The sequence below is a fragment of the Nocardia sp. NPDC055050 genome, assembly GCF_053608345.1.
Window position 1 is genome coordinate 21955 of record NZ_JBSGVG010000016.1, and the last position, 25430, is coordinate 47384.

21 protein-coding genes are annotated in these 25430 nt (G+C 69.0%); 6 read left to right on the forward strand and 15 right to left on the reverse strand.

What is annotated here, in order from left to right; all coding sequences use genetic code 11:
- The first annotated feature begins 57 nt into the window (after positions 1 to 57).
- Both qcrA and qcrB read left to right on the forward strand, forming a co-directional pair.
- A complete protein-coding gene (gene qcrA, locus ACWGCN_RS18535) occupies positions 58 to 1197 on the forward strand; it encodes a cytochrome bc1 complex Rieske iron-sulfur subunit (RefSeq protein ID WP_378992547.1) in 1140 nt (379 codons plus the stop codon).
- A complete protein-coding gene (gene qcrB / locus ACWGCN_RS18540; RefSeq protein WP_378992549.1) occupies positions 1194 to 2816 on the forward strand; it encodes a cytochrome bc1 complex cytochrome b subunit in 1623 nt (540 codons plus the stop codon). The genes qcrA and qcrB overlap by 4 nt, the downstream gene beginning before the upstream one ends.
- Positions 2817 to 2893: 77 nt before the next feature.
- Here qcrB and ACWGCN_RS18545 read toward each other — a convergent pair whose 3' ends face one another.
- Positions 2894 to 3391, reverse strand: coding sequence for a polyadenylate-specific 3'-exoribonuclease AS (locus ACWGCN_RS18545; RefSeq protein ID WP_378992678.1), 498 nt, complete (start codon positions 3389 to 3391; stop codon positions 2894 to 2896).
- 179 nt (positions 3392 to 3570) lie between these two features.
- Between ACWGCN_RS18545 and ACWGCN_RS18550 the strand changes: the two genes are divergently transcribed.
- Complete coding sequence (locus ACWGCN_RS18550) at positions 3571 to 4956, forward strand: class II 3-deoxy-7-phosphoheptulonate synthase (protein WP_452458757.1); 1386 nt, start codon at positions 3571 to 3573, stop codon at positions 4954 to 4956.
- Between the two features lie 78 nt (positions 4957 to 5034).
- Here ACWGCN_RS18550 and pknB read toward each other — a convergent pair whose 3' ends face one another.
- Complete coding sequence (pknB, locus tag ACWGCN_RS18555; RefSeq protein ID WP_378992680.1) at positions 5035 to 6954, reverse strand: Stk1 family PASTA domain-containing Ser/Thr kinase; 1920 nt, start codon at positions 6952 to 6954, stop codon at positions 5035 to 5037.
- 125 nt (positions 6955 to 7079) lie between these two features.
- Here pknB and ACWGCN_RS18560 point away from each other — a divergent pair, with 125 nt between their 5' ends.
- A complete protein-coding gene (locus ACWGCN_RS18560) occupies positions 7080 to 7448 on the forward strand; it encodes an Rv2175c family DNA-binding protein (RefSeq protein ID WP_379312815.1) in 369 nt (122 codons plus the stop codon).
- A gap of 62 nt (positions 7449 to 7510) precedes the next feature.
- Here the strand turns inward: ACWGCN_RS18560 and ACWGCN_RS18565 are convergent, their stop codons facing one another.
- From ACWGCN_RS18565 to ACWGCN_RS18580, 4 genes are all read right to left on the reverse strand, one after another.
- The gene (locus ACWGCN_RS18565; RefSeq protein ID WP_452458756.1) at positions 7511 to 8575 is read right to left on the reverse strand and encodes a phytoene/squalene synthase family protein; all 1065 of its coding nucleotides are present in this window, start codon (positions 8573 to 8575) and stop codon (positions 7511 to 7513) included.
- A gap of 32 nt (positions 8576 to 8607) precedes the next feature.
- Complete coding sequence (locus ACWGCN_RS18570) at positions 8608 to 10269, reverse strand: alpha-(1->6)-mannopyranosyltransferase A (protein ID WP_378660424.1); 1662 nt, start codon at positions 10267 to 10269, stop codon at positions 8608 to 8610.
- A gap of 101 nt (positions 10270 to 10370) precedes the next feature.
- Positions 10371 to 11963 carry a phytoene desaturase family protein gene (gene crtI, locus ACWGCN_RS18575; RefSeq protein WP_452458755.1) on the reverse strand — a complete coding sequence of 531 codons (1593 nt, stop codon included), beginning with the start codon at positions 11961 to 11963 and terminating at the stop codon, positions 10371 to 10373.
- Between the two features lie 13 nt (positions 11964 to 11976).
- Complete coding sequence (locus ACWGCN_RS18580; protein ID WP_379312817.1) at positions 11977 to 13131, reverse strand: polyprenyl synthetase family protein; 1155 nt, start codon at positions 13129 to 13131, stop codon at positions 11977 to 11979.
- A gap of 251 nt (positions 13132 to 13382) precedes the next feature.
- Here ACWGCN_RS18580 and ACWGCN_RS18585 point away from each other — a divergent pair, with 251 nt between their 5' ends.
- Positions 13383 to 14384: a methylenetetrahydrofolate reductase gene (locus ACWGCN_RS18585; RefSeq protein ID WP_378636616.1), complete on the forward strand. Its 1002-nt coding sequence runs from the start codon at positions 13383 to 13385 to the stop codon at positions 14382 to 14384.
- A gap of 9 nt (positions 14385 to 14393) precedes the next feature.
- Here the strand turns inward: ACWGCN_RS18585 and ACWGCN_RS18590 are convergent, their stop codons facing one another.
- Together ACWGCN_RS18590 and ACWGCN_RS18595 are read right to left on the reverse strand one after the other, a co-directional pair.
- Positions 14394 to 14972, reverse strand: coding sequence for a DUF2867 domain-containing protein (locus ACWGCN_RS18590; protein WP_452458754.1), 579 nt, complete (start codon positions 14970 to 14972; stop codon positions 14394 to 14396).
- Positions 14973 to 15123: 151 nt separating this feature from the next.
- Positions 15124 to 16701 carry a DHA2 family efflux MFS transporter permease subunit gene (locus ACWGCN_RS18595; protein ID WP_452458753.1) on the reverse strand — a complete coding sequence of 526 codons (1578 nt, stop codon included), beginning with the start codon at positions 16699 to 16701 and terminating at the stop codon, positions 15124 to 15126.
- Positions 16702 to 16785: 84 nt separating this feature from the next.
- On the opposite strand from ACWGCN_RS18595, the gene ACWGCN_RS18600 reads away from it, so the two are divergent.
- Positions 16786 to 17268, forward strand: coding sequence for a MarR family winged helix-turn-helix transcriptional regulator (locus tag ACWGCN_RS18600; RefSeq protein WP_378992558.1), 483 nt, complete (start codon positions 16786 to 16788; stop codon positions 17266 to 17268).
- Between the two features lie 39 nt (positions 17269 to 17307).
- Here the strand turns inward: ACWGCN_RS18600 and ACWGCN_RS18605 are convergent, their stop codons facing one another.
- From ACWGCN_RS18605 to ACWGCN_RS18635, 7 genes are read right to left on the reverse strand one after another with little or no spacing between them, the layout of a single operon-like run.
- Entirely contained in the window at positions 17308 to 18456 is a 1149-nt protein-coding gene (locus ACWGCN_RS18605; protein WP_452458752.1) for an LLM class flavin-dependent oxidoreductase, read from the reverse strand.
- On the reverse strand, positions 18453 to 19262 hold the full coding sequence (locus ACWGCN_RS18610) for a DUF1684 domain-containing protein (protein ID WP_387447625.1): 810 nt from the start codon (positions 19260 to 19262) through the stop codon (positions 18453 to 18455). Before ACWGCN_RS18610 ends, ACWGCN_RS18605 begins: the two co-directional genes overlap by 4 nt.
- Positions 19259 to 20626 (reverse strand): NtaA/DmoA family FMN-dependent monooxygenase, encoded by a 1368-nt coding sequence (locus tag ACWGCN_RS18615; protein WP_452458751.1) that lies wholly within the window; start codon positions 20624 to 20626, stop codon positions 19259 to 19261. The genes ACWGCN_RS18610 and ACWGCN_RS18615 overlap by 4 nt, the downstream gene beginning before the upstream one ends.
- Positions 20623 to 21750 carry an LLM class flavin-dependent oxidoreductase gene (locus ACWGCN_RS18620; RefSeq protein ID WP_452458750.1) on the reverse strand — a complete coding sequence of 376 codons (1128 nt, stop codon included), beginning with the start codon at positions 21748 to 21750 and terminating at the stop codon, positions 20623 to 20625. The genes ACWGCN_RS18615 and ACWGCN_RS18620 overlap by 4 nt, the downstream gene beginning before the upstream one ends.
- The gene (locus tag ACWGCN_RS18625; protein ID WP_449971340.1) at positions 21747 to 23414 is read right to left on the reverse strand and encodes a dipeptide ABC transporter ATP-binding protein; all 1668 of its coding nucleotides are present in this window, start codon (positions 23412 to 23414) and stop codon (positions 21747 to 21749) included. Before ACWGCN_RS18625 ends, ACWGCN_RS18620 begins: the two co-directional genes overlap by 4 nt.
- The gene (locus ACWGCN_RS18630) at positions 23411 to 24346 is read right to left on the reverse strand and encodes an ABC transporter permease (protein WP_378992566.1); all 936 of its coding nucleotides are present in this window, start codon (positions 24344 to 24346) and stop codon (positions 23411 to 23413) included. Before ACWGCN_RS18630 ends, ACWGCN_RS18625 begins: the two co-directional genes overlap by 4 nt.
- On the reverse strand, positions 24306 to 25430 hold the full coding sequence (locus ACWGCN_RS18635; RefSeq protein ID WP_378992568.1) for an ABC transporter permease: 1125 nt from the start codon (positions 25428 to 25430) through the stop codon (positions 24306 to 24308). The genes ACWGCN_RS18630 and ACWGCN_RS18635 overlap by 41 nt, the downstream gene beginning before the upstream one ends.

Here is a 25430-nt window from a genome sequence, read left to right on the forward strand (position 1 = left end):
GGCGGCAGCGCAGCGTAACCACGCAGCGTGCCCGAGCATGACGAATTGGATGCAGCCATGAGTGGACAGGAGCACAGCGACATGGGTCGCGAACCCACCGAAGACGAACTGGACGCGATGTCGCGTGACGAGCTGGTCGAGCTCGGCACCAATCGCGACGACGTCGATGTCGTCTACCGCAACGAGCGGTGGCCGGTGCCGGGCACCAAGGCCGAGAAGCGCGCCGAACGTGCGGTCACGTTCTGGTTCGCCATCTCCGGCCTCGCCGCCGCCGCGCTCATCGGTGTCTTCCTGTTCTGGCCGTGGGAGTGGAAGGGCTACGGCGACGAGGGCCACAGCGCCTACTCGCTGTTCACCCCGCTCGTCGGCCTGACCTTCGGCATCTCGGTGCTGGTCATCGGTGTCGCCGTGGTGCTGATCCGCAAGCGGTTCATCCCCGCCGAGATCTCGATCCAGCAGCGCCACGACGGCCCCTCCGACGAGGTCGAGCGGCGCACCCTCGCGGCCGAGCTGCAGGACGCGCTCGACACCTCCACCCTCGGTCGTCGCAAGATGATGCTCGGTACCGCGGGCGCCGGTGTCGGTGTGCTCGGTATCGGCGCACTGCTGGTGTTCGTCGGCGGCATGGTGAAGAACCCGTGGGCCAAGGGCGACAAGTCGCCGCTGTGGGTCTCGGGCTGGACCCCGGACTACCCGGGCGAGACCGTCTACATCCGCCGCGACACCGGTCGCCCCGGCGACATCGTGCTGGTGCGTCCCGAAGACCTGGACGCCGGCTCGATGGAAACCGTGTTCCCGTGGAAAGAGAAGTGGCGCGGCGATGAGCACGCCACGCTCGAGTCGCTGCGCGGTATCCGCAACGCGGTCATGATGATCCGGTTGCGCACCGAAGACGCCGAGAAGGCGATCAAGCGCAAGGGCCAGGAGAGCTTCAACTTCGGCGACTACTTCGCCTACTCGAAGATCTGCACCCACCTCGGCTGCCCCACCTCGCTGTTCGAGCAGCAGACCAACCGGATCCTGTGCCCCTGCCACCAGTCGCAGTTCCTCGCGACCGAGTGGGCAAAGCCGGTCTTCGGTCCTGCCGCCCGCGCACTGCCTCAGCTGCCGATCACCGTCAACTCCGAGGGCTATTTGGTCGCCGCGGGCGACTTCATCGAGCCGCTCGGCCCGGCCTTCTGGGAGCGTCGTTCATGAGCGTTGTGGCCAATCAGGCAAATGAGATGGACGAGCGGTACCGCGCCGCCGCGTTCATGAAGCGTTCGATCAACAAGGTCTTCCCGACCCACTGGTCGTTCCTGCTGGGTGAGATCGCGCTCTACGCGTTCATCATCCTGCTGCTGTCGGGTGTGTACCTGACGCTGTTCTTCGACCCGTCGATGACCCACGTGGTCTACGACGGCGCCTACCAGCCGCTGCGCGGCGTCGGTATGTCGCGGGCCTACGAGACCGCGCTGAACATCTCCTTCGAGGTGCGCGGCGGTCTGTTCGTCCGGCAGATCCACCACTGGGCGGCCCTGCTGTTCGCGGCGTCGATCATCATCCACCTGTTCCGCATCTTCTTCACCGGCGCGTTCCGCAAGCCGCGTGAGGCGAACTGGGTGATCGGCTCGCTGCTGCTGATCCTGGCGATGTTCGAAGGCTTCTTCGGCTACTCGCTGCCCGACGATCTGCTCTCGGGCACCGGCCTGCGTGCCGCGTTCGGCGGTATCACCATGAGCCTGCCGGTCATCGGTACCTGGATGCACTGGCTGATGTTCGGCGGCGACTTCCCCGGCGACATCATCATCCCGCGCCTCTACATCGCGCACGTGCTGCTGCTGCCCGGCATCATCCTGGCGTTGATCGGCGCGCACGTCGCGCTGGTCTGGTACCAGAAGCACACCCAGTTCCCCGGACCGGCCCGCACCGAGCACAACGTCGTCGGCGCGCGCATCATCCCGGTGTTCGCCGCCGACCAGGGTGCGTTCTTCGCGTTCACCCTCGGCATCGTCGGCATCATGGGCGGTGTCCTGCAGATCAACCCGATCTGGAACCTGGGCCCGTACAACCCCTCTCAGGTCTCGGCGGGTTCACAGCCCGACTTCTACATGATGTGGACCGACGGTTTGGCGCGTCTGATGCCGCCGTGGGAGCTCTACCTCGGTCGCTACACGGTCCCGGCCGTGGTCTGGGTCGCGCTGATCATGGGCCTGGTGTTCACGCTGCTGATCGCCTACCCGTGGATCGAGAAGCGCCTCACCAACGACCACTCGGCGCATCACAACCTGCTCCAGCGTCCGCGCGACGTGCCGGTGCGTACCGCGATCGGTGCCATGGCGATCGCGTTCTACGTGGTGCTCACGCTCTCGTGTGTCAACGACATCATCGCGCTGAAGTTCGACATCTCGCTGAACGCGACCACCTGGATCGGTCGTATCGGCGTGCTGCTGCTGCCGCCGATCGCGTACTTCGTGACCTACCGGTTCTGCATCGGTCTGCAGCGCAGTGACCGGGCGGTGCTCGAGCACGGTATCGAGACCGGTGTGATCAAGCGTCTGCCGCACGGCGAGTACATCGAGGTGCACCAGCCGCTGGGCGGGGTCGACGCACACGGCCACGCCATCCCGCTGGAATACCAGGGCGCCCCGGTGCCCAAGAAGATGAACAAGCTCGGTTCGGCGGGCAAGCCCGGCACCGGTAGCTTCCTCAAGGCCGATCCCAAGGCCGAGGGTGAGTCCTGGGCCGAGATCGAGGAGAACGAGGAGCACCGGATGCTCACGGTTCTCGCCGAGCAGCAGGCGATCGCGAACAACAGCGAGCCGTTCGGTCACTGATCGAACATCGCGAACAACGAAGGCCCCGAGTCGAATTCGACTCGGGGTCTTCGCTTTTGTCCTACCGGCGCTGTGTTCTACAGGCGCGGGGTGCGCCGGTATGTCTCGATGGCCTCGAACTTGGCCAGGTTGTGGCGGGCGTCGGCGAGTGCGTCGTGCGCGTCGTCCGGGATCGGCGGCAGGTCGGGGCTGCCGTGCGCGGCCCAGTGCTGGCGCAGCTCGTTGGTGTAGCGGGGCATGCCCTTGGGCAGCGCCGTCATGTCACCCCACAGCTGGCACAGCGCCACATGGTCGTAGGCGGACACCCACGCCCACAGCTCCGGCTGCACGCTCGGGCGCGGCAGGAAGAACTTGAACAGGTCGTCGCGGATCTGTTCCCTGGTGCGATACAGCGGCGACCCGGCGGCAGGCAGCTTCGGCAGCACATGCTTGCGCACCCACGGCCCGGCCCGCTTCGCATCGAATTCGGTGGAGACCGCGTAGTACTCGCGCCCGTCCTCACAGACGACGCCGATCGAGATCAGGTCGATCGTCACCCCATCCTCGATGAATTCCGAATCGTAGAAATATCGCAGGGAGATCGCCTCTTCGTGCCGGTGGGTTGCTCGTGGGGCTCCGGCGCGACGGGCGATGGACCCCACGACGGGTCGACGAAACCCTATGTGGGCGTCCTGTGCGTGCTTCGCACGGGTCGGCGGTGGCTTCGCGGGTACGCCGGATAGTCGCTCGGACGCGCGGGTCGTATTCTGATCTGGTGACCTGGACCGTCGACGTACCCATTGACCGTTTGCCGGAACTGCCGCCGCTGCCCGAAGAGCTGCGTGGTCGCCTCGATGCCGCGCTGGCCCGGCCCGCTCTGCAGCAGCCGTCCTGGGACGCCGACGAGGCCGCCACCATGCGCACCGTGCTGGAGAGCGTGCCACCGATCTGCCTGCCCGCCGAGGTGGAGGACCTCAAGGCGCAGCTGGCCGCTGTCGCGCGCGGTGAGGCGTTCCTCATGCAGGGCGGTGACTGCGCGGAGACCTTCGCCGACAACACCGAGCCCCACATCCGCGGCAATATCCGCACGTTGCTGCAGATGGCCGTGGTACTCACCTACGGCGCGAGTATGCCGGTGGTGAAGGTGGCACGGATCGCGGGCCAGTACGCCAAGCCGCGTTCGTCCGACACCGACTCGCTGGGCCTGAAGTCCTACCGCGGCGACATGGTGAACTCGCTCGTCGCCGACGAGGCCCTGCGTCGTCACGACCCGTCGCGTCTGGTCCGTGCCTACGCCAACGCCAGCGCCGCGATGAACCTGGTTCGCGCCCTGACCAGCGCGGGCACCGCCGACCTGCACCGCCTGCACGACTGGAACCGTGACTTCGTCGCCCAGTCGCCCGCGGGCGCGCGCTACGAGACCCTCGCCGAGGAGATCGACCGCGGTCTGCGCTTCATGGCCGCCTGCCAGGTCAACGACCCGAGCCTGAAGACGGCGCGTATCTACGCCTCGCACGAGGCGCTCGTCCTCGACTACGAGCGCGCGATGCTGCGGCTGAGCGAGTCCGAGACCGGCGAACCGCTGCTCTACGACCTGTCCGCGCACTTCCTGTGGATCGGCGAGCGCACCCGTCAGCTCGACGGCGCCCACATCGCGCTGGCCGAACTCCTCGCGAACCCGATCGGGCTCAAGATCGGGCCCACCACCACGCCGGAACTGGCCGTGGAATACGTCGAGCGGCTCGACCCGAACAACGAGCCCGGCCGGCTCACCCTGGTCGCCCGCATGGGCAACGGCAAGGTGCGTGATGTGCTGCCCCCGATCATCGAGAAGGTGCAGGCCACCGGCCACCAGGTCATCTGGCAGTGCGACCCCATGCACGGCAACACCCATGAGTCGTCCACCGGTTTCAAGACCCGCCACTTCGACCGCATCGTCGACGAGGTCCAGGGCTTCTTCGAGGTGCACCACGCCCTCGGTACCCACCCCGGCGGCCTGCACATCGAGCTGACCGGCGAGAACGTCACCGAGTGCCTCGGCGGCGCCCAGGACATCTCCGATCTCGACCTGGGCGGCCGCTACGAAACGGCCTGCGATCCCCGCCTGAACACCCAGCAATCGCTGGAACTGTCGTTCCTGGTCGCGGAAATGCTGCGCTGAATCAGCGGGACGAGCCCGGGGCGGTCAGCGGGGACCGCGCCCGGGTTTTTCTTTGTCCTTCTCGGGATCCTTGCCCCTTCAAGGCAGGGCGGTGAGCGTTACGACGCTGCCCGCCTCCACATTCGAGTTGAAGCCGGGCACCTGGCCGATGACCAGGGAACTGTCCGAGTCGGTGAGGGATTTGACCTCTACCCGCAGGCCGAGCTGTTGCAGTTTGGAGCGGGCGTTGCCGACGCTTTGACCCATCACGTTGGGGACCTTCACCGCGTTCGACACGATCAGCGTCACGGTGTCGCCCGATTGCAGGGTGGTGCCGACGGCGGGCTCGGTCGCGATCGCCTTGTCGCCTTCGACACTCTTGTCGAACTGCACGCGCGTGTCGCGAACGACCAGGCCCGCGGTGGTCAGCGCGGCGGCAGCCTCCTCGGCGGTCTTGCCCCGGACATCGGGCACGTTGACAGGCTGGGAGCCCTTGCTGCGGTACACCTTCACCTGCGCGCCCATCGGCAGGATCGTGCCGGGCGCCGGCTCCACCTTGGCCAGCGAACCCTTCGGCGCGGTACTGGCCGCCTCGCCGCTGTCGATCGGCTGCAAACCGGCATCGCGGATCGCCTGGTTGGTGGCGGCGAGCTGGTCGCCGGGCTTGATATCGGGCACCCGCGGTTTGCCGTTGGAGATCAGCACCGCGACCGTGGAACTCTTGGTCACCCGCGACCCGGCCGACGGCTCGGAGCCGACGACCCCGCCCACCGGCACCGTGTCGGAGGCCTTCTGCCGCAACTCCGTCTCGAAACCGGCTTCCTGCAGGACCGCGACGGCCCGCTGGGAGTCCATGCCCGCGATCGGCGGCACCGCGGTGTAGCGACCGACGCCGAGCCACCAGCCGCCGATACCGACCAGCAGGGTCAGCGCGGTGACGATGCCCACCCACACCAAACCTGTTCGGCGCGAATGATCGTCGCCACCGCCGAACGCGCTCGCCGCCGGTGCGGGGGCGTACTCCTCCGGGCGCGGGCGCGGTGCGGTGACCACCCGGGTGTGGTGCGGTTCGGGCGCGGGGGAATGGTGCGCGGCCATCGGCGGCGGGGTTGCCGGGCGCTCGCCGGGATGATGCGCGGCGCCGGTCTGATAGCTCTCGCTGAGATGTTCGGCCGAATCGCGCGGTGCGGGCACCCGGTATGGCGGCAGATTCAGTTCCATCGCGATCGTCTGCAGTTTCGCCGCCATCTCGTTGGCGTCGGCGAAGCGCTGCGCGGGGTCGCGGGAGGTGGCCTTGGCGACCAACGCGTCGAATTCGGGCGGTACGCCACCGATGAAGTTGCTCGGGGCGGGCACATCGTTCTCGACCCGCTGATACGCCACCGACAGCGAGTTGTCGCCGGTGAACGGCACCCGCCCGGTGAGCAGTTCGAAGATCAGGACGCCGAAGGAGTACACATCGCTGCGGGCATCGGCGGTACCGGTGGTGACCTGCTCGGGGGACAGGTAGGCGGCCGTGCCGAGGATCACGCTCGCGGAGGTGGTGTTGGCCGCGGCCACGGCGCGGACCAGGCCGAAGTCGGCGATCTTCACCTCGCCCGCGTCGGAGATCAGCACGTTCTCCGGCTTCACATCGCGGTGCACCAGGCCTGCGTCGTGGGCGGTGCCGATCGCGCGCAGCACCGGCTCGGCCACGGCGCGCACGGCGTGCGGCGGCATCGGCCCGCGTTCGCGCAGCAGCTCGCGCAGCGTGCCGCCCTCGACCAGTTCCATGATCAGGAACGGGTATTCGCCATCGACGCCCTGGTCGTACACGGCGACCAGCGACGGATGCTTGAGCTTGGCCACCGCCCGGGCCTCGAACTCGAAACGGCTGAGGAACTGCGGGTCAGCGGCGAACTTCGGGTCCATCACCTTGATCGCGACGGGGCGATCGAGCCGGGTGTCGGTCCCGCGGAAGACCATCGACATCCCGCCGCGAGCGATCGGCGCATCGATGCGATAGCGCCCTTCCAGCATCTGGCCGATCAAGTGATGTCCTCCGGCATTCAACCGGCCGCCGTGTGCGGCCACCACGATGGTAACCGGGTGGTGTGGGCATGCCAGACGATGCGTGCGCGCTGACACGTACTACCGTTGTGGGAGTGAGTGCCTTCCCCTGCAGCGACGACGTGCTGCCCGACACCGAAACCATCGTCTCGCTTCCCGAGGCGGCCGATATACTCGGCGTCCCGGTCACCTCGGTGCACCAATTGCTGCGTGACCACCAGATCCTCGCGATCCGCCGGCACGGCGTCGTGGGCATTCCGTCCCGCTTCTTCGATTCCGAGGACGAGATCGTCCGCATGCTTCCCGGCGTGATCACCGTCATGCGCGACGCCAAGTACACCGACGAGGACATCCTCGGCTGGCTCTACACCGACGATCCTTCCCTGCCCGGGCGCCCGGTGGACGCTCTACACGGGCAATTGGCCCGCGAGGTAGTTCGCCGCGCGCACGCTGAACCCTTCTGATCGTCACACCGCAGGATCGCGCGCGGCCGCGGGCAGTGGCCGTCGCGAGCGAACCGCGGTAACTAGCCGCCGGTGAAACCCTTGGCGGCGACCAGGATCCGGCGACGGCGGGGGACCGTGGCCCGGGTGGTGAAGACCTGGTAGTCGGCCGCTTCGATGCGGTCGAGGATTTCGGCGTAGAGGATGGCCGCGGTGGTGATCGCCGGGCGTACGCGGGGGGCGAGCAGGGCGATGCCGGGGACGGCTTGCCGGTAGATGTCGCGGTTGACGGCGATCAAGTGGGCCAGCGCGCGCCGCAGTGGTGCGTCGGTGTGGCCCCGATGACGGCAGTCGCGCAGGTGGGCTTCGTCTACGCCGAACGCCGTCAGCTCGTCGGTGGGCAGGTAGACGCGGTCGCGGTCGAGGTCTTCGGCGACATCGCGCAGGAAATTGGTGAGTTGGAAGGCCTCGCCGAGGGCAGCGGCGGCCGGTTCGGCCTCGGCGACGGGGACGACGGTGCCCAGGACCGGCAGTAGCTGCAGGCCGATGACGGCGGCGGACCCGCGCATGTACTCGCGGAGCTCGCTCATCGTGGCGTAGCGGGTGCGGTGGGTGGCCGTACCGGGGACGTCCATGCGCATGGCGTCGAGGAATGTCCAGAGGTGGGTGTGCGCGATGTCGTAGCGGCTGATGGTGTCCGCGGCCGCGGTGATGATCTGGCGGCGGCGCGGGTCGGTGCTGTCGATGTCGCCGTGTTCGAGGGCCAGTCGCAGGTGTTTCTCGACGAGGTCGAGGTGCTGGGCGGGGGAGACGTCGACGACCTGCGCGGGTTCACTCGGCACGTGCCGCTGGGTCGTGGTGAGCCGCGCAGGGGCGCGTCCGCCGGCGACGAGGTGGGTCGGGGCGAGGCTGTGCCGGGCGCCGTCGCGGGGGTCGAGGACGCGCGCGGGGTTGTCGGCATGGTCGACGATGTCGTCGACCATCCGGGCGAAGGCGTACAGCGCGTGTACCGCTCGCCGACGTTCCGGTGAGAGCAGTGTGGTGGCCAGGTAGTAGGTGCGCCCGTGCTCGGCGGCGATCCGCCGGCAACTCGCGTAGGCCGCATCCAGCTCGCTGGTCAGCGGTCGGGCATCTCCGGGAACGTTCACGGTGTCGCGTCGAAGCCTCTGCGCGCGAGGGCTCATGCTCGAACTGGCGGCGCCGATTCCGTGGCAACGGCCTTCGAACCGGCCGAACGCAGATGCAGCGGATCGACGGTGCGCAGCGACACCGCCGCGACCACGGCGGCGAAGGTCGCCAGCGCGACATGCCAGAAGTTGTAGAGGCCGATCGACCCGTCGGGCTGGAACACCAGCATCAGCCACGTGCAGATCCCGACCAGCCACATCAACGTGCGGGTCGACATCGCGAACCCGGCGGCCAGCGCGAGCGGCCACGAGTAGTACCAGGGCAGCGCGGCGGGGGAGAGCAGCACGATCGCGACGAACGCGATGATGATGCCCATCACGGCCTCGCGCTCACTGTGCCGGAACCGCCACCAGGTCGCGACGAGCAGCGCGACCATGGCGATCTGGCACAGCAGGCGGGTCACGTCCAGTACGGAGTTGAAATCGAGCGGGGTCACCCAGGTGACCATGTGCGCGAGAATCGTCGGCAGCGACAGCCAATTGATGATCTTGTTCGAGCCCTGCAACGCGGTGACCCAGCCGAAGCCGACTCCCGCGATCACCGACGCCGCGCCGAACACCAGCGCGAACACGCCGACGCCGATACCGGCGATCTTGGCGAAGACGAACAGCGGGTGCGGCATGTCCGCGGACGGTCTGGCAGCGTCGGGGTGTTTCTGTTCCTCGGCGAGTGCGGCGTCGGAATCCACCGCGGCTCGCCGCTCGGCGGCTCGCCGTTCCTTCTCGTGCAGAATCCAGATCCACACCAGGAACGGCAGCGCCACGCCTGCCGTCGCCTTGATCGCCACGCCGATGGCGACCACCACGATGCCGGCCACATGATGGCGTTCGAGCACGAGCGCGACGCCCGCGCACATCAGCCCGACCATCAGCATCTCGTTGTGCACGCCACCGATCAGGTGCACCAGCACCAGCGGGTTGAGCACGGCCAGCCACAGCGCGACCGTCGGCTTTCCGCCCAGATGCTTGGTCAGATACGGCACCGCCCACATCATCAGCGCCAGTCCGGGCAGCATGACGACGCGCAGCGCGATGGTCCCGGCGATGACGTTCTCGCCGGTGAGCGAGGTGATCGCACGGCCCATCAACAAGAAGACGGGGCCGTACGGTGCGGTGGTGGTGGTCCAGACCGGGCTCACGTTGTCCAGCAGCACGCCGGGATTGGCGACGGGACCCACCTGATAGGGGTCGAAACCGTCACGCAACAGGGCACCCTGGGCGAGGTAGGAGTAGGAGTCACGGCTGAACATCGGCGCCGCGAACAGCAGGGGCGTGATCCAGATTCCGACGATCGCCCGCAACTCGTTGAGCGTGACCGTCGATTCGCCCTTGCCGATGGTGGTGCGACCCAGCCGGACCCACGCCGTGATCATCAGCAGCACGCCGATCCAGATCACGATCGTCGACAGCACGTATCCGTGGCCGAATCGCAGCCACGACAGGTGCAGCGCTTCGAGCAGCGGATCGCGCTTGCGAACAGCCCCCGCACCGAAGCCACCGAAGGTGATCATCATGGCGCCGAAGAAACCCATCAGAGCAGCGTGGCCCTCGGGGCTCCTGGCGAACTCGCCTGCGGTGCGCAGCCAGGTCCGGACGCCCGGGTCGCTCCCGGCGGGTAGGTGACGCTGGCGCTCGAGGGTGCGCGTGTTGTCCATGGTGCCTACGGTCGTCTCGGAGGGCGGCATGTTCGGTCGGTCCCCCCGGATGGTCGGCGGTCGCAACCGCGAGCTGATAAGTCGGCCGTCAGTTTACGGCTTCAAGTTGGAACACTAACCCGGTGGTCGGTACCGGCGTGTGCCCGGCTGCCGGTGATTCGTGCCGCCGCCAGCTTGCCGGACAGCAGTGTGGTGGGCACACCCACCCCCGGAGTGGTGCCGCAACCTGCGAGAACGACGTTGTCCACGCCCCTTGGCAGATTGCGTGGCCGGAAGGGCCCGGTTTGCCGGAATACGTGGGCGAGGGAGAACGGTGTGCCCGCGATCATGCCCTGGGCGGCCCAGGTGGCGGGCGTGTCGAGGTGGTCGACGCGGAAATGTTCGGCGATGCCGGTGTAGCCGCGCCGCTCCAGTTCCGCGAGCAGCTCGCGCAGGTAGGCGGGGGCGAGCCGGTCCCAGTCGAGCGGGGCGGCGGTCAGGTTGGGGCACGGCGCGAGCACCGACAGCGGTTCGAAGCGCCCGGTGGCCCGGTCGACGAACTGGTCGGCGTCGGTGAGCGCGGGCCGGGTGAGCAGCAGCGACGGATCGCTCATGAGCCGGCCGCGACCCTTGCGCGCGGCGATCTCGGCGAAGGTCTGTGCCCAGGCGGCGCCGAACTCGATGGTGTGATGGGCCTGCACGGGCCAGCGCGCGGCGATCTCGGCCGCGATGGTGCCGTGGGCGACGACGGCCGACGGTGAGGCGCGCAGGCCGCGACGGTGGCGCAGGCCGAATGTCGGCAGTGACGCGATGTCGGCGGTGAGGACCACCGCGTCGCAGGGGTAGGTGCGCCCGTCGGCGGTGCGCACGGCTTCGGCACGTCGCCCACGGGCCGCGCCCTTCTGCCCCTGTCCGTTCGGTGTCCGTCCGGGGCGATAGTCGATGCCGTCGACCTCGGCATTCAGTACGAGCTGACCACCCGCGGCTGTGAACGCCTCGGCGAGCGCCGCCGTGATCGCGCGCATTCCGCCTTCGGGGAAGTAGACACCCAGGCAGGTGTCCATGTTCGGGATCGCGCCGTAGACGGCGAGCGCGTCATCCGGCGACATGCCCGCGTACAGCGCCTGGAAGGTGAACAGCCTGGTCAGCCGTTCGTCGCCCAGAAAGGACCGTACGCGCGGCCCGAGTTTTCCGAAGCCGCCGAGCTTGGCGAGTGCGGTGAGCGCGGCCCTGGAGCGCGGTGTGCGCACCATGTCGAGCGGCGAATCGAAATCGGCGTTCATGAACTCATCGAACTCGGCGTCGTAGACGCGGCCGAGCCAGTCGCGCAGTCGGCGGTAGTTGCGCGCTTCAGCGGGCCCGCAAGCACTTTCGACCTCGGCGGCCATCTGGTCGGCGTCGTCGAAGACGCGGATGTCGCTGCCGTCGGCGAAGCGTGCGTGATAGGCGGGAGCGAGGCGGTGGATGCGCAGGCCGACGCTCTGCCTGGTGTGCCCGACGGCGGCCAGCGCGTCGTCGATCACTTCAGGCAAGGTGAGTACCGTTGCGCCGCTGTCGATCTCGTAGTCGTCGAACCGGTATCGGCCCACCCGGCCGCCCGGATGATCGGCCCGTTCCAGCACCGTCACCTCGCGACCAGCGCCCCGCAGGTGCAGCGCGGCCGCCAGACCTGCCAGCCCGGCCCCGACTACGACGACATGATTCGCTTGTCCCACAACACTTTTCCTATCAGGCCGCGCGGCGAGTGGCAGCCAGTGCCATGGCGTGGAGCAACTGCTTGGCCTCCGGCGTCGCGGAACTGGTCGCGATCGCGGCGAGCCCGGTGTCGGTGAGCTCGGTGATCCGGCGCTCCACCTCGTCGACCGCACCCAGGTCGGTGAGCACTGTGCGCAGCCGGTCGACGGCGGCATCGTCGAGGTCCGTGCCGAGGCCGGTCCGGATCAGGGCGGCGGCGGCCGGATCGGCCCGGCGCAGCGCCTCCGCGATCAACACGGTCCGCTTGCCCTCCCGCAGGTCGTCGCCCGACGGCTTTCCGGTCACCGCCGGGTCGCCGAACACGCCGAGCAGGTCGTCACGCAGCTGGAACGCGATCCCCACGTCGGTTCCGTAGATCCGCAGCGCGTCCACCAGCGCCTCGTCGGCACCCGCCAGCGCCGCGCCCAGATGCAACGGCCGTTCGATCGTGTACGCGGCGGTTTTGTACCGGTTGATCCGCAATGCGGCCTCGACCGACTCGTCGCCGCCCGCCTCGCCGTTGATGTCGAGGAGTTGCCCACCGAGCACCTCGGTCCGCATCCGGGCCCACACCGGTGCGAACCGGGCCAGCGCCCGTGGGCTCAAACCGGCCTCGTGCACCAGATCGTCCGCCCAGGCCAGCGCGAGATCGCCGATCAGAATCGCGACCGCCGAGCCGTAGGCGGCGCCGTCGCCGGGCCAGCCCGCCGCCGCGTGCCGATCCTCGAACTCGATGTGCACGGTCGGGAACCCGCGCCGAGTGCGCGAGGAGTCGATGATGTCGTCGTGCACGAGCGCGCACGCCTGCACCAATTCCAGTGCCGAACAGGCGGTGAGTACCGCGGCGGCATCCGGCCCGGCGGGATCGCCACCGGCGCCCAGCCAGCCGGTCCACGCGAATCCCGGTCGCGTCCGCTTGCCGCCCCGAACCACGAACTGTCCGAGCGCCTCGACGGCGTCGAGGAAGACGGGCCCCAGCGGCTCGACGATCTCACGCCGGGTGGCGAAGAAGCTGGTCAGCACCTGTTCGACAGCGGCGACGAAGGCCGGCGTGCCCGGGGTCAGCGCGACGAGGTCGACCGAGGTCAGAGCGTCGGCGGCGGACCGGGATAGCGGGGTACCGATTCCGGCGGACAGGGCGGCCTCCAGGGGCGAAGTGGGCGAACAGCGGGACCGGTTGGGCACTCGGTGGTGCGGTCACCAGCGTTGTCCCGAACGATACGCGGGCGGACCGGGCGCGCTCTCGGCGCACAGGGCCGCTGCGACGCAGCCCACATCCGGGTTTCCGCGGTGCTACCGTGCCGCGGGCACGTTCATCGGCCTTGACGCGTTGCTGGGTGTTCGGCGCCCGGTTTCCCAGTCGGTGCCGGGGCGCCATCGCCTCCCACTAGACTGAGCCGGTGGATTTCGACAATGGACGGGGAAGTTCGACCCCAGATCGACCCGCCCAGCGGCCGTCGATCGTCTCGAACACCCCCTCGGTGGTGCAGAGTCTGCGCACCCATTCGGGCAACGGCGTGCCGTTCTCCGTGGAGTTCAACCCTCCGCGAGACGAAGCGGGCGAGGCTCGGTTGTGGCGCGCGGTCCGCGAGTTCGAACGCATGCATCCCGCCTTCGTGTCGATGACCTACGGCGCGGGCGGTTCCACCCGCGACCGCACCGTGCGCATCACCGGTGCGCTCGCGCAGGAAACCACCCTGCTCCCGGTCGCCCACCTCACCGCGGTCGGGCACAGCATCGCCGAACTGCGCTCCCTGATCGGGTCCTACGCCGACTCCGGCATCTGCAATGTCCTGGTTCTGCGTGGTGACCCGCCCGGTGACCCGCTGGGTGAATGGGCCAAGCACCCCGGCGGGGTCGAATACGCGGAGGAGCTGGTCCGCATCGTGCGCGATCTCGGCGACTTCCACGTCGGCGTCGCCTCGTTCCCCCAGGGCCACCACCGCTCGCCCGACCTCGACCACGACACCCACCACCTGGCGGCGAAACTCCGTGCGGGAGCGGAGTATTCGATCACCCAGATGTTCTTCGACGTCGAGCACTATCTGCGTCTGCGTGATCGCGTGATCGCCATGGACCCCATCGAGGGCGCCAAGCCGATCATCCCCGAGCTGATGCCCATCACCTCCCTGCGCACGGTCGCCCGCGCCGAAGAACTCAGCGGCCGCCCCGTCCCCGCCGACGTGGTAGCCCGCCTCACCCGCGCGGCAGGTACCGGCCCGGAGGAGGACCGCGCCGCCGTCCGCGCCGAGGGCATCCAGATCGCCACCGAAATGGCCCAGCGCCTCACCGAAGAAGGCGCCCCCTGCCTCCACTTCATCACCTTGAACTTCGCCAAGGCCACCAGCGAAGTCCTCACCAACCTCGGCTACGGAGTATCCGCCGCCCCGCTCAGCGCGTAGGAACAGCGCTTACCGCGTCACGGCGAGGTCGTTCCAGGTGCGTTCCCAGCTGCGGGTCATCGCCGGGTAGACGATGCCGTAGCGGAAGGGCTTGATCAGGGCCATGTAGAGGCGGCCGAAGCGGCCGTTGGGCTTCACCAGGACCGCCATTTGTAGGTGGTAGCCGGTGGTGTCTGGGACCCAGCCCAGGTGCATGATGCCGTGCATCGTGCCGTTGGCGATTTCGGCGGCGTATTCGTTGTCGAGGACATAGAGGGCGGTGAGTGGGCCGGCTTCGGCGGGGATGTCGGTGTCGCGCAGGTCGGCGGGCAGGCGCTCGCGCAGAGACGGGACGCGGGTGCCGGTGCCTGCCTCTTCGCGGTCCCAGCCGAACAGTTCGCCCAGCTTCCAGCGGATCTTGAACAGCAGGCCGCTGATGCCGGTGGACTCGGAGGCGCGTTCGGCCTGAAGGGCGGCGAGTAGGGCGGGGAAGTCGTCGGGGCCCGCGCCGGGGGTGCGGAACTGCCAGATGTCCTCGACGTCGAAGTCGGGGGCGATCTCGTGGATGCGCCAGGGCTGGTCGGTGTGGGCCGATTCGGGTAGTCGCATAGCGGGGACCTCCATGTGTACGGCGGCGTATATGTCGAGAGTACCGCTGATATACGCCTACGTATAGAAAGGGGGAGTGTGATTGATACGGGCTTGACGACCGGGCAGCGTGGGGGCCGCGGAACGAGTCCGGGCCCCCGGTGGACCGGTGCTACTCGTGTCGTTCGGGTTTGACGAATGCCGTAGTGGCCAAGGCGAGCACGAGCAGGCCGGCGCACAGGTAGCTCGCCACCTCGATGCCCGCGGCCATGGCCGCGCGCGCCGCTTCCGCGATGGGCAGTGTGTTCGGGTTTTCGGCGAACGCCCCGATCACCGAACCGGCGCTGTCGGTGACGGTCGACTCCAGTTGCCGCACTTCGGGTTCGGGCAGGCCCGCGTCGGTCAGGCGGTCGCGCAGGCCGGTGCCGACGGTACTGAAGTAGATGGTGGTGAGGACGGCGATGCCCAATGCTGAGCCGAGTTCGCGTGCCGCGCTTTGAATTCCCGAGCCCTGTCCCGCGCTCTCGCCCGGCACGTCGGCGAGCACGATATTGGTGACCTGGGCGGTCGCGAAGCCGACGCCGATGCCGTAGACGAACAGTGCGAGCGCGATCGACCACCAGCTGCTGTCCGCCGCGGCGAACAGTCCGAGCAGCGCCAGTCCGGCCGCTTCCAGCAGCAAGCCGATCCTGACCTGGCCCAAGGCCGAGATCGAGGCCGTCAACGAGAAACTCGCGCCGCTGGCGACGAAACTGCCGATCGCGAGCGGCATGAGGGCGAGCCCGGCCTGCAGTGCGGTGTAGTCGAGGGCGAATTGCATCCACAGCGGCAGGACCGCGATGATGCCGAACTCGCCGACGCCGACGATCAGTGTCACCACATTTCCCCTGCGGAACGAATCGATCGAGAACAGCCGCACGTCGACCAGCGGTTCCCCTTCGGTGCGTCCGAGTCGCGCCTGCCTGCGCCAGAAGAGCCCGAGGACGAGTGCGGCGCCTGTGAACGCGACGAGAACCGGTGAAGGCCCGCTGCGCCAAGCGAACCCGCCGATGCTCAGCGGCTCGGTCACGAACAGCCAGCCATAATGCCGACCCTCGATCATGGCGAAGGCGAGCAGGCCGAGGCCGAGTGCGGACTGGGCCGCCCCGAGCCAATCGACGCGACCGGCGTTCTTCGGTGCGGCGGGGAGGTAGACCAGCACGGCCACCATGATCAGCGCGACCGCGGGGATGTTGATGCCGAAAGCCCACCGCCAGGAGAAGCCGGCGAGCCAGCCGCCGAGCAGCGGGCCGAGCGCCGCGGCCGCGCCGATCGTGGATCCCCAGATCGCGAAGGCCTGTCCGCGAGCCTTTCCGGTGAATGCCGCGTTCACCAGAGCCAGCGAGGTCGGCAGGATCATCGCCCCGCCGACGCCCTGCAGGAAGCGGGCCGCGATGAGCAGGCCGCCACTGGGCGCGAGCGCGGCGAGCAGGCTGGTGGCGCCGAAGACGACCAACCCGATCAGGAACAGCCTGCGCGCGCCGTAGAGATCGCTGAGTCGACCGGCGACCAGGAGGAGCGCGGCGAAAACGATCGCGTACGACTCCTGGATCCATTGCGCCTGAATCGAGGTGATCGCCAGGTCCTCGACGATCGGCGCGAGGATCACGTTCACGATCGTCAGGTCGACCACGATCAACGCGACGCCGAGTGAGACGGCGATCAGCCCCAGCCACAAGCGCAGCGGTGGAGTCTCGGTTTCTGTCCGCACTATACCTCCGTCATAAAGTGACTTTACGATGAAGGTAAATGGCGGGCCGGTAAGTTGTCAATCGGTGATCGACGAGAGGACGAGATGGTGGAGCAGACATCCGGCGATGTCGCGATGCGGCGGCAGCGGCTCGCCGCGGGGCTCATCGACTACGGCGCGAGCTTCACCGAACTGGGCCGCCGATTCGCGGAAACGCTCGGCGTGCACTCCACCGACGCCTTCGCGCTGATGGAGATCGCGGCCGCCGAACACGCCGAAGAACCGCTGTCTCCCGCGCTGCTGAGCAAACGGATCACCCTGACCTCGGGGGCGATGACCACCCTGCTCAACCGGCTGGAGCAGGCGGGATACATCACCCGCAGCCGCGAGCACACCGATCGCCGGGTCGTGACGTTGCGGTGCAGCGCGAACGCTCGACAGCTGGCCGACGAGTTCTTCCACCCGATCAACGCCGAGCAGGACGCGATCCTCGCCGAATACGAGCCTGCCCAGCTCGCGCAGTTCGAGCGGTTGCTCGAGCGATTGCGCACGGCGATGGACCCCGGACAGCCGAAGGGCGCCCCGTAGTCGAGTCGACGTTGCGGGGCGCCCGAGGGAGTAGGCCGGTCATGCCGCGCGGGCGGCTCGCAGTCCCCACGCGTCGGCCAGCAGGCGGTGTGATTCGAGCCGGTCGGCGTGGTCGTGGGTGATGGTGGTGATGAGCAATTCGTCTGCGCCGGTAACCCTTTGGAGGGCCTCGAGCCGCTCGACCACGGTGGTGGGCGAGCCGACGATCTGCGAAGCCAGGCGGTCGTCGACGAGGCGGAGTTGATCCGGGGTGAGCGGGGACGCTGTTGCGGGATCGGGGTATTCGGCCGCGCCGCCGCTGCGGATGCTGTGCACCCAATGTCCGTACGTGCTCGCGAGGTGGCGGGCGGTGTCGTCGTCGGCCGCGGTGACCACGTCCGCCGAGACGATCACGTGCGGTTCGGCCAGCTGCGCCGACGGCCGGAACGCCGCCCGATACGCCTCGACCGCGTCCAGCGCGGACCCCGGTGCGACGTGGTAGGCGGCTGCGAACGGCAATCCCGACTTGCCCGCCAGCTCGGCGCTTTCGCCCGCCGAACTGCCGAACAGCCACAGCTCGGTGTCGATGCCCTCGCCGGGAACGGCGTGCAGCTCGACACCACCCGGGGTGAAGTAGCGGCCGTCGAGGAGCGCCTGCACCTCGGCCACCTGGTCGGCGAAGTCCAACGACTCCGCGCCGGGCTGCTGCAGCGCCTCGGCCGAGGCCAGGAACTTCGTGCGGTCGGTGACCCGGCGTGGATCGAACGGTGGCGGCACCACCACACCGTCACGCACCTCGGTCCGGCCGGTGACCGTGTCCACTATCGGGTGCCCGCCCTTGGTGGTCGTGGCCGCGGCGCCGAACTGGCTGCGCCGATGCCCCGACCGGCCCAGACCCAGATCGAGTCGTCCCGGGTACAGCGCGTCGACGGTGCCGAAGGCCTCCACGATCGAGGCGGAGGTGTGATGGCCCACCTGCACCGCGCCGGTCCCCACCCGGATACGCGAGGTCGCCGCGGCGACCAACCCGAGCAGCGTCAGCGACGACGAACTCGCCACCGACACGAAATGGTGTTCGGCCAGCCAGTATCGGCGATACCCCCACTGCTCGGCCTGCCGGGCGAGGTCGACGGTATTGCGCAGTGCCTGTGCGGCACTGAACCCTTCGCTGATCGGTGACAGATCGAGAATCGACAGCGGCACGCTCATAGCTTCGGATCCTGTTCTCCCGCTTCGATCGCCACGCGCAGCCGGTTCTCACGGGGGGCGACAGGGCAGGTGGCGAAGTCGGTGAACGCGCACGGCAGATTCACCGCCCGGTTGAAGTCGAGGGTGACGGTGCCGTCGGCCTCGACTGCGCCGAGGGCGAGCGAGCGGGCGGCCGGGTAGGTGGTGACGCCGCTGGTGGCGTCGGTGAACAGCACCTTCAGGTCGTCGGGGGTGCCGAAGGCGAGCAGCGCCTCGTGGCTGTCGCCGATGCGGAACTCGATGATTCCCGCGGCGCTGTGGTGGTGCTCGAGCCCGTCGACCACGGCGCCGGTGGTGACGGTGCGTGCTTGCCCGAACGCGGTGAAACGCCCGGTCACCACCCAGCGCGGGTCGGCCGGGTAGGCCGCGACCCCGGTGAACGCGGTCAGTGTCGGCGTGGCCGGATCGTGCACCCGCACCGCGTACTGTCCGGAGCGCCGGATCACCTCGAGGACCCTCTCCTCGTTGAGCACGCTCACCCCCGGGGCGCCCTCCACGGGCGTCACGATCTGCACGCCGCCGATCCGCTCGCCGTCGACATCGAGCCGGTCGGCGGGCTGCGCGGTGATGAACACCTTGTCGTCGGTGACCCACCAGGTGCCGGGGACGCCGTCCAGGCGGGCCGGGCTGTCGGTGAGCCAGTGCAACCCCGCCAGGCTGAGCCAGCCGAGGGGATCGCGCAGGCCGTCTTCGCGGGCGTGATGCCAGCGCGCCCAGTCGTCGGCGAATGTCGTGGTGGGGGTCGGGTTCTCGACGGTGATCGTCATGACGCGCGTGCTCCTTCGGCGACGGTGTGGTGGTGGGGGTGACGCAGACCGAGATGGTCGCGCAAGGTAGTGCCGGTGTATTCAGTGCGGAAGCTGCCGCGTTCCTGCAGTTCGGGGACCACGGTGTCGACGAATTCGTCGAGCCCGCCGGGTGTCAGGTGCGGGACGAGGATGAAACCGTCGGACGCGTCGGACTGCACGTACTGGTCGATCTGCTCGGCGACCTGGGCGGGTGTGCCGATGAACTGCTGGCGGGCGGTGACCTCGATGATGAGTTCGCGGATGCTGAGGTCGCCCGCCTCGGCCTGTTCACGCCACGCCTTCGCCACGGCCAGTGGATCTTTCGTGTGCCGGACCCGGCCCCGGGTGATCTCCGCGGCGGCGTCGGGCTCGGCATCGGGCAGCGGGCCGTCGGGGTCGTAACCGGAAAGGTCACGGCCCCAGACCTGTTCGAGGAAGGCGATCGCGGTCTGCGGGCTCACCTGCTGGTAGCGGATGTCGCGGGCCCGTTCGTGCGCCTCGTCGGTGGTGTCGCCGAGGACGAACGTGGCCGCGGGCAGCACCAGCAGATCGCCGTGTGCGCGACCGTATTTCGCCAGCCGGCCCTTGACGTCGGCGTAGAACTTCTGGCCCGCCTCCAGAGTGCCGTGCCCGGTGAAGATCGCGTCGGCGGTCTTCGCGCCGAACTCGCGGCCCTCGTCGGAATCGCCCGCCTGCAACAGCACCGGATGCCCCTGCGGGCTCGGCGGGACGACGAACGGTGCCGCGAAGTCGAACTGTGAACTGCGGAACGCGGTGTCGGGAATGTCGCGGGCGAAGATCCCCCGCTCGCGATCGATCACCAGCGAGTCGGTGGGCCAGCTGTCCCACAGTGCCCTGGTCGCGGCGACCACCTGTTCGGCCCGCCGATACCGCTCACCGTGTTCGAGGTAACCACCGCGCCGGAAGTTCTCGCCGGTGAACGCGTCCGAGGAGGTGACCACATTCCACGCGGCCCGGCCGCCGGAGAGGTGATCGAGCGAGGCGAACTGCTTGGCGACCTCGAAGGGTTCGTTGTAGGTGCTGTTGATGGTGCCCGCCAGCCCGAGCCGCTCGGTCACCGCCGCCACAGCGTTGAGCACGGTGAAGGTATCCGGCCTGCCGACCACATCCAGGTCGTGGATCTGCCCGCGATGCTCGCGCAGCCGCAATCCCTCGGCCAGGAAGAAGAAGTCGAACAGGCCGCGTTCGGCGGTGCGCGCCAGATGCTCGAAGGACACGAAATCGACCTGCGATTTCGAGGCCGGATCGGCCCAGACGGTGGTGTTGTTGACGCCGGGGAAGTGCGCGGCGAGGTGGACTTGCTTGCGTGGTTTCGAGGTCACCGCGCTGCTCCTGTCGTGGCGTATCGGCTGAGTGGACGGGGGAGACCGAGGCGCTCACGCAGGGTCGCGGTGGTGGTGGTCGGCGCGAGCGCGGATCGGTGGGTGGCGAGCTCGGCCAGCGAGGCGTGCAGGGCCAGCGGTCGCAGGACCACGCCGTCGACGGCGTCGGCGTTCGTGATCTCCGTGAGGAGATCGTCGAGCGCGGCGGCGGTACCGACGTGGTGGAATCCGAGCGGCGGGTGGTCCGCCGCCCAGCGATCGAGCTCGCGCACCTCGGCGAGTGCAGTGTCTGCCGAATCTGCCAGGTGCACAGGCAGATCCAGCAGGATCTGCACGGTGCCGGGATCGCGGCCCTGCGCGGCGATCGCCGCGCGCAAGGCCGCGCGATGCGCGGCGGCGGTCGCGAGATCGGGGGCGCTGACGCGGATGATGTCGGCTCGGCGGACGGCGACCTCGGTCGACTCGGGGGTGTCGGCGCGGACCGTGATGACGGGTTGGCCCTGCGGCGAGCGCGGGGTGATCGACGGGCCCTTGACCGAGAAGTTGTCGCCGGCGAAGTCGATGTAGTGCAGGCGGTCACGGTCGATGAACCGGCCGGTGGGTACGTCGCGGATCTCGGCGCCGTCCTCCCAGCTGTCCCACAACCGGGTCACCACCTCGATCGCCTCGTCGGCCTCGTGCCACAGCGACTTCGGATCTTGCACCTGCTTGCGCCCGAAGGCCTTCGCCTCGACCTCGGTGGTGGACACGGTCACCTCCCACCCCGCGCGGCCCAGGCTCGCGAAGTCGAGCGCGGTCACGGCCTTGGACGCGTGGAACGGTTCGGTGTGGGTGACCGGTACCTGCGGGATCAAGCCGATTCGGCTGGTCAGCGGGGCGGTGCGGGCGGCGATCGCGACGGCGTCGAGCCTGCCGCGGGTCACGGCCGCGCCACCGGACTGGATGCCGAACGCGTCGGGCAGGAAGACGGCGTCGAACCCGAGCTGCTCGGCCGAGGAGATCACGGCGGTCCAGTAGCCGGCGGTGAACAGGTCTTCGGCGCCGGAATCAGTGCGCCGCCAGGACGCGGGATGCGTTCCGGTGCCTACCGTTTCGATGCCGAGGAACAGTCTGGGCTGGCTCATCGGGTGAGGTCCTTTCCGTCGAGGGGATCGATCCGGGTGCCCGGCGCGGGAATCGCCGCGAGCAGCTCCCTCGTGTACGGGTGCCGCGGATCGGTGAACAGGGTTGCGGTGGGCCCGGTTTCGACGACGCGACCGTGGCGCATCACCGCGACCCGGTCGCTGATCCGGCGCACCACGGCCAGGTCGTGGGAGATGAACAGGTAGCCGAGGGCGAGTTCGCGCTGGAGAGTGTCGAGCAGGTCGAGGATCTGCGCCTGCACCGAGGCGTCGAGCGCGGAGACCGGTTCGTCGAGCACCAGCAGGTCGGGGTGCAGGGCCAGCGCGCGGGCGATCGCCACGCGCTGTCGTTGCCCGCCCGACAGTTCCGCGGGCCTGCGTTTCGTGAAATCCGCCGGTAGCGCGACCTGTTCGAGCAGCTCGGCGACTCGTTTCGTCCGGTCGCCGATCCCATAGGCGCGCAGGGGTTCGGCGATGATGTCGGCGACCTCCCAGCGCGGATCCAGCGAGGAGTACGGGTTCTGGTACACCACCTGGAACCGTCGGCGCAGCGTGCGCAGGCGGTTTCGGCGGGCGCTGGTGAGGTCGTGGCCGTCGAAGGTGACCGTCCCGCTGTCGGCGTCGGTGAGTCGCAGAGCGATGCGCGCCGTCGTCGACTTGCCCGAACCGGATTCGCCGACCAGCGCGAGCGTTTCCCCGCGATCGAGACTGAACTGCACATCGTCGACGGCGGTGATGGAGCCCGCTCCCGCGTGGAAGCGCTTGTGCAGGGCGTGAACCGACAGCAACGGTTTTTCCGCTCGGGGTCGCAGGGGCCGGAATTCGGTGGGCGACAGCGCGGGGGACGCGGCGAGCAGGCGCTGCGTGTACGGCTGTGCCGGGTGGTGCAGAACCTGTGCGGTAGTGCCGGATTCGACGACCTTGCCCTGCTCGAGCACCACCAGTCGATCGGCCCGTTCCGCGGCAACGGCCAGGTCGTGGGTGATCAGCAGGACGGCCGTCCCGCGGGCCGCGATCCGCTCGGCCAGCCGATCCAGCACCTGCCGCGCCACCGTCGCGTCGAGGGCGCTCGTCGGCTCGTCCGCGATGATCAGTTCCGGCCCGCACGCCAGCGCGATCGCGATCAGCACGCGTTGACGCTGCCCGCCGGACAGCTCGTGCGGATACTGCCGCGCCCGCAACTGCGGGCGATCCAGCCCGACCTCTTCCAGCAGGTCGAGGGCCTGGAGCGCCGCCCCGCGCCGGTCGGCCAGCCGATGCACCAGCAGCGCCTCGGCCACCTGATCGCCCACCCGCAACACCGGATTGAGCGACAGACCCGGATCCTGCGGCACGAATCCCACCCGCGCCCCGCGCAGCCGCCGCAGGGCCTTCTCGTCGTCCGGGTCGATCCGCTCACCGGCGAACTCGACCTTGCCCGCCACGATTCCCGCCGAATCCCCGAGCAGCCCGATCACCGCGTGCGCCAATGTCGATTTGCCCGACCCCGACTCGCCGACGAGGGCGACGACCTCTCCGCGCGCCACCTCGATCGACACGCCGCGCAGCGCGGACACCGACCCCGCGCCGGTCCGATATTCGATGTGCAGATCTTCCACCTGTAGCAACGGCTGGTCCGGCGTGGCCGAACTCCGCGTCGGGTTCGTTCCGTTCGTCTTGTCGCTCATCGTGTTTCGGTCCTTCCCACGAATCGACCCACACGCTGAGCCGACAACACCACGGCGATGATGACCAGGCCCGGCAGCGTCGTCAGCCACCAGGCGGAGGCGAGGAAGTTGCGGCCCTCCGAGATCAGCGAACCCCATTCGGGGGTGGGCGGTTTGGTGCCGTAGCCGAGGAAGCTCAGCGAGGACACGGCCAGCACCGCCATACCGAACTCGACCGCGGCCAAGGCCAGCACCGGCTGGAACGCATTGGGCAGCACGTGCCGAACGAGCACCGCGTACCAGCGCACGCCGGACGCGTGCGCGGCCTCGACATACGGCGCGTGCCGCACCCGCAGCACCTCCGAGCGCATCACCCTGGCGAAGTTCGCGATCAGCGAGACACCCACGGCGACAGCCACATTGCGGGTGCCGAAGCCGAGCGCGGTGACCAGGGCCAGCGCGAGCAGCAGCGACGGGATGGACAACAGCACATCGACGACCCGCATGATCGCGGTGTCGACGATGCCGCCCGCGGCGCCCGACAGCAGCCCGAGTACCGACCCGACCACCAACGCGATCCCGACCGCGGTGAGCGTGGCGGTGAGCGAGAGCCCCGCACCGTGCACCATCCGCGTGTACAGGTCGCGTCCGAGATTGTCGGTGCCGAACCAGTGCGCCGCGCTGGGGGCCTGGAACTTGTCCGCGGGCACGCCGATCAGCGGATCGCCGGAGGCGAACACCGAGGGCGCCACCGCCCAGCCGACCGCGACGGCCAGCACCACGCCCGACACCACCAGGCCCAGGTGTGCGCGGGCCCATCGGGCAGTTCGGGCCACTCGGTGCACGCGCGCGACGCCGTGATCGGTCACCGATTCGGGCCGTGCGGTCGGCGCCGGTCGGCGCACGAGGATGTCAACCACGTTCACTCCGTTCGGTGTCGGTGTTCGAGCCATCCGATTCGCCGGATTTCCCAGCGACGGACACGGCGTCGGCGGGGGTGCCCGCGACCGGCACGCCACGAGCGCGACGTGTCCCGGTGATGCGCGGATCGAGCAGCGGATAGAGCAGGTCGACCGCCAGATTCACGCCGACGAAGATCAGCGCCGAGAGCAGCACCACGCCCTGGACCACGGGGATGTCCTGGTTGAGCACGGAGGTCTGGGTGAGCCGGCCGACGCCCGCCCGGGCGAACACCGACTCCACCACCACCGACCCGGCCAGCATCGTGCCGACCAGCACCCCCGCGATGGTGAACGCGGGCACGCTGGCCAACCGGGCGATATGACGACGCTGCACCCACCAGCGCGACGCGCCCTTGGCCAGCGCCACATCGGTGAACGGCTGACGCCAGGTCTGTTCCAGCCCGGCAGCGAGAACCTGGGCCAGCACCGCCCCGATCGGTAGCGCCAGCGTCAGCGCGGGCAGTAGCGTCCCGCGCAGCCCGGTCCCGCCGAAGGCGGGGAACCAGTGCAGCCGGAAGGAGAACAGCTGCAACAGGAGCAGACCGGTCCAGAAGGTCGGCACCGAAACGCCCAGCGGCGGTAGCGCACTCAAGGTATTGCGAAGCCACGGCCGCCGTGTGTAGGTGGCGGCGAACGCGAGGATCGTCCCGCCGACGATCGCGAAAAGCAGTGCGAGAGAAGCCAGTCCGAGCGTGGCCGGTAGAACGTCGCCGAGGGCTTCGGTCACGGGCTGACCGGTGTTGATGGAGCGCCCCAGATCGCCGGTGACGGCATTGCCGAGTGCGGTCACATACTGGTCCCACAGCGGCTTGTCCAGCCCGTAGCGAGCCTGCAACTCGGCGATCGCCGCCTGGTCCACCGGCGCACCGGTGCCCGCGCTGTCGGCCGCCATCGAGACCGGATCCGCGGGCAGCAGGTACAGCACCACGAAGGAGATCGTGAATGCCGCCCACAACACCCAGATCGCCTGTAGCAAACGAGAACCCACGTAGCGTGCGAAGTCCGCCCGGCCGTCCGCGCGCCGGATCTCGCTACCCGCGCCGTCGCGCCGCGGACTCCCGACCACCTCGCTCAT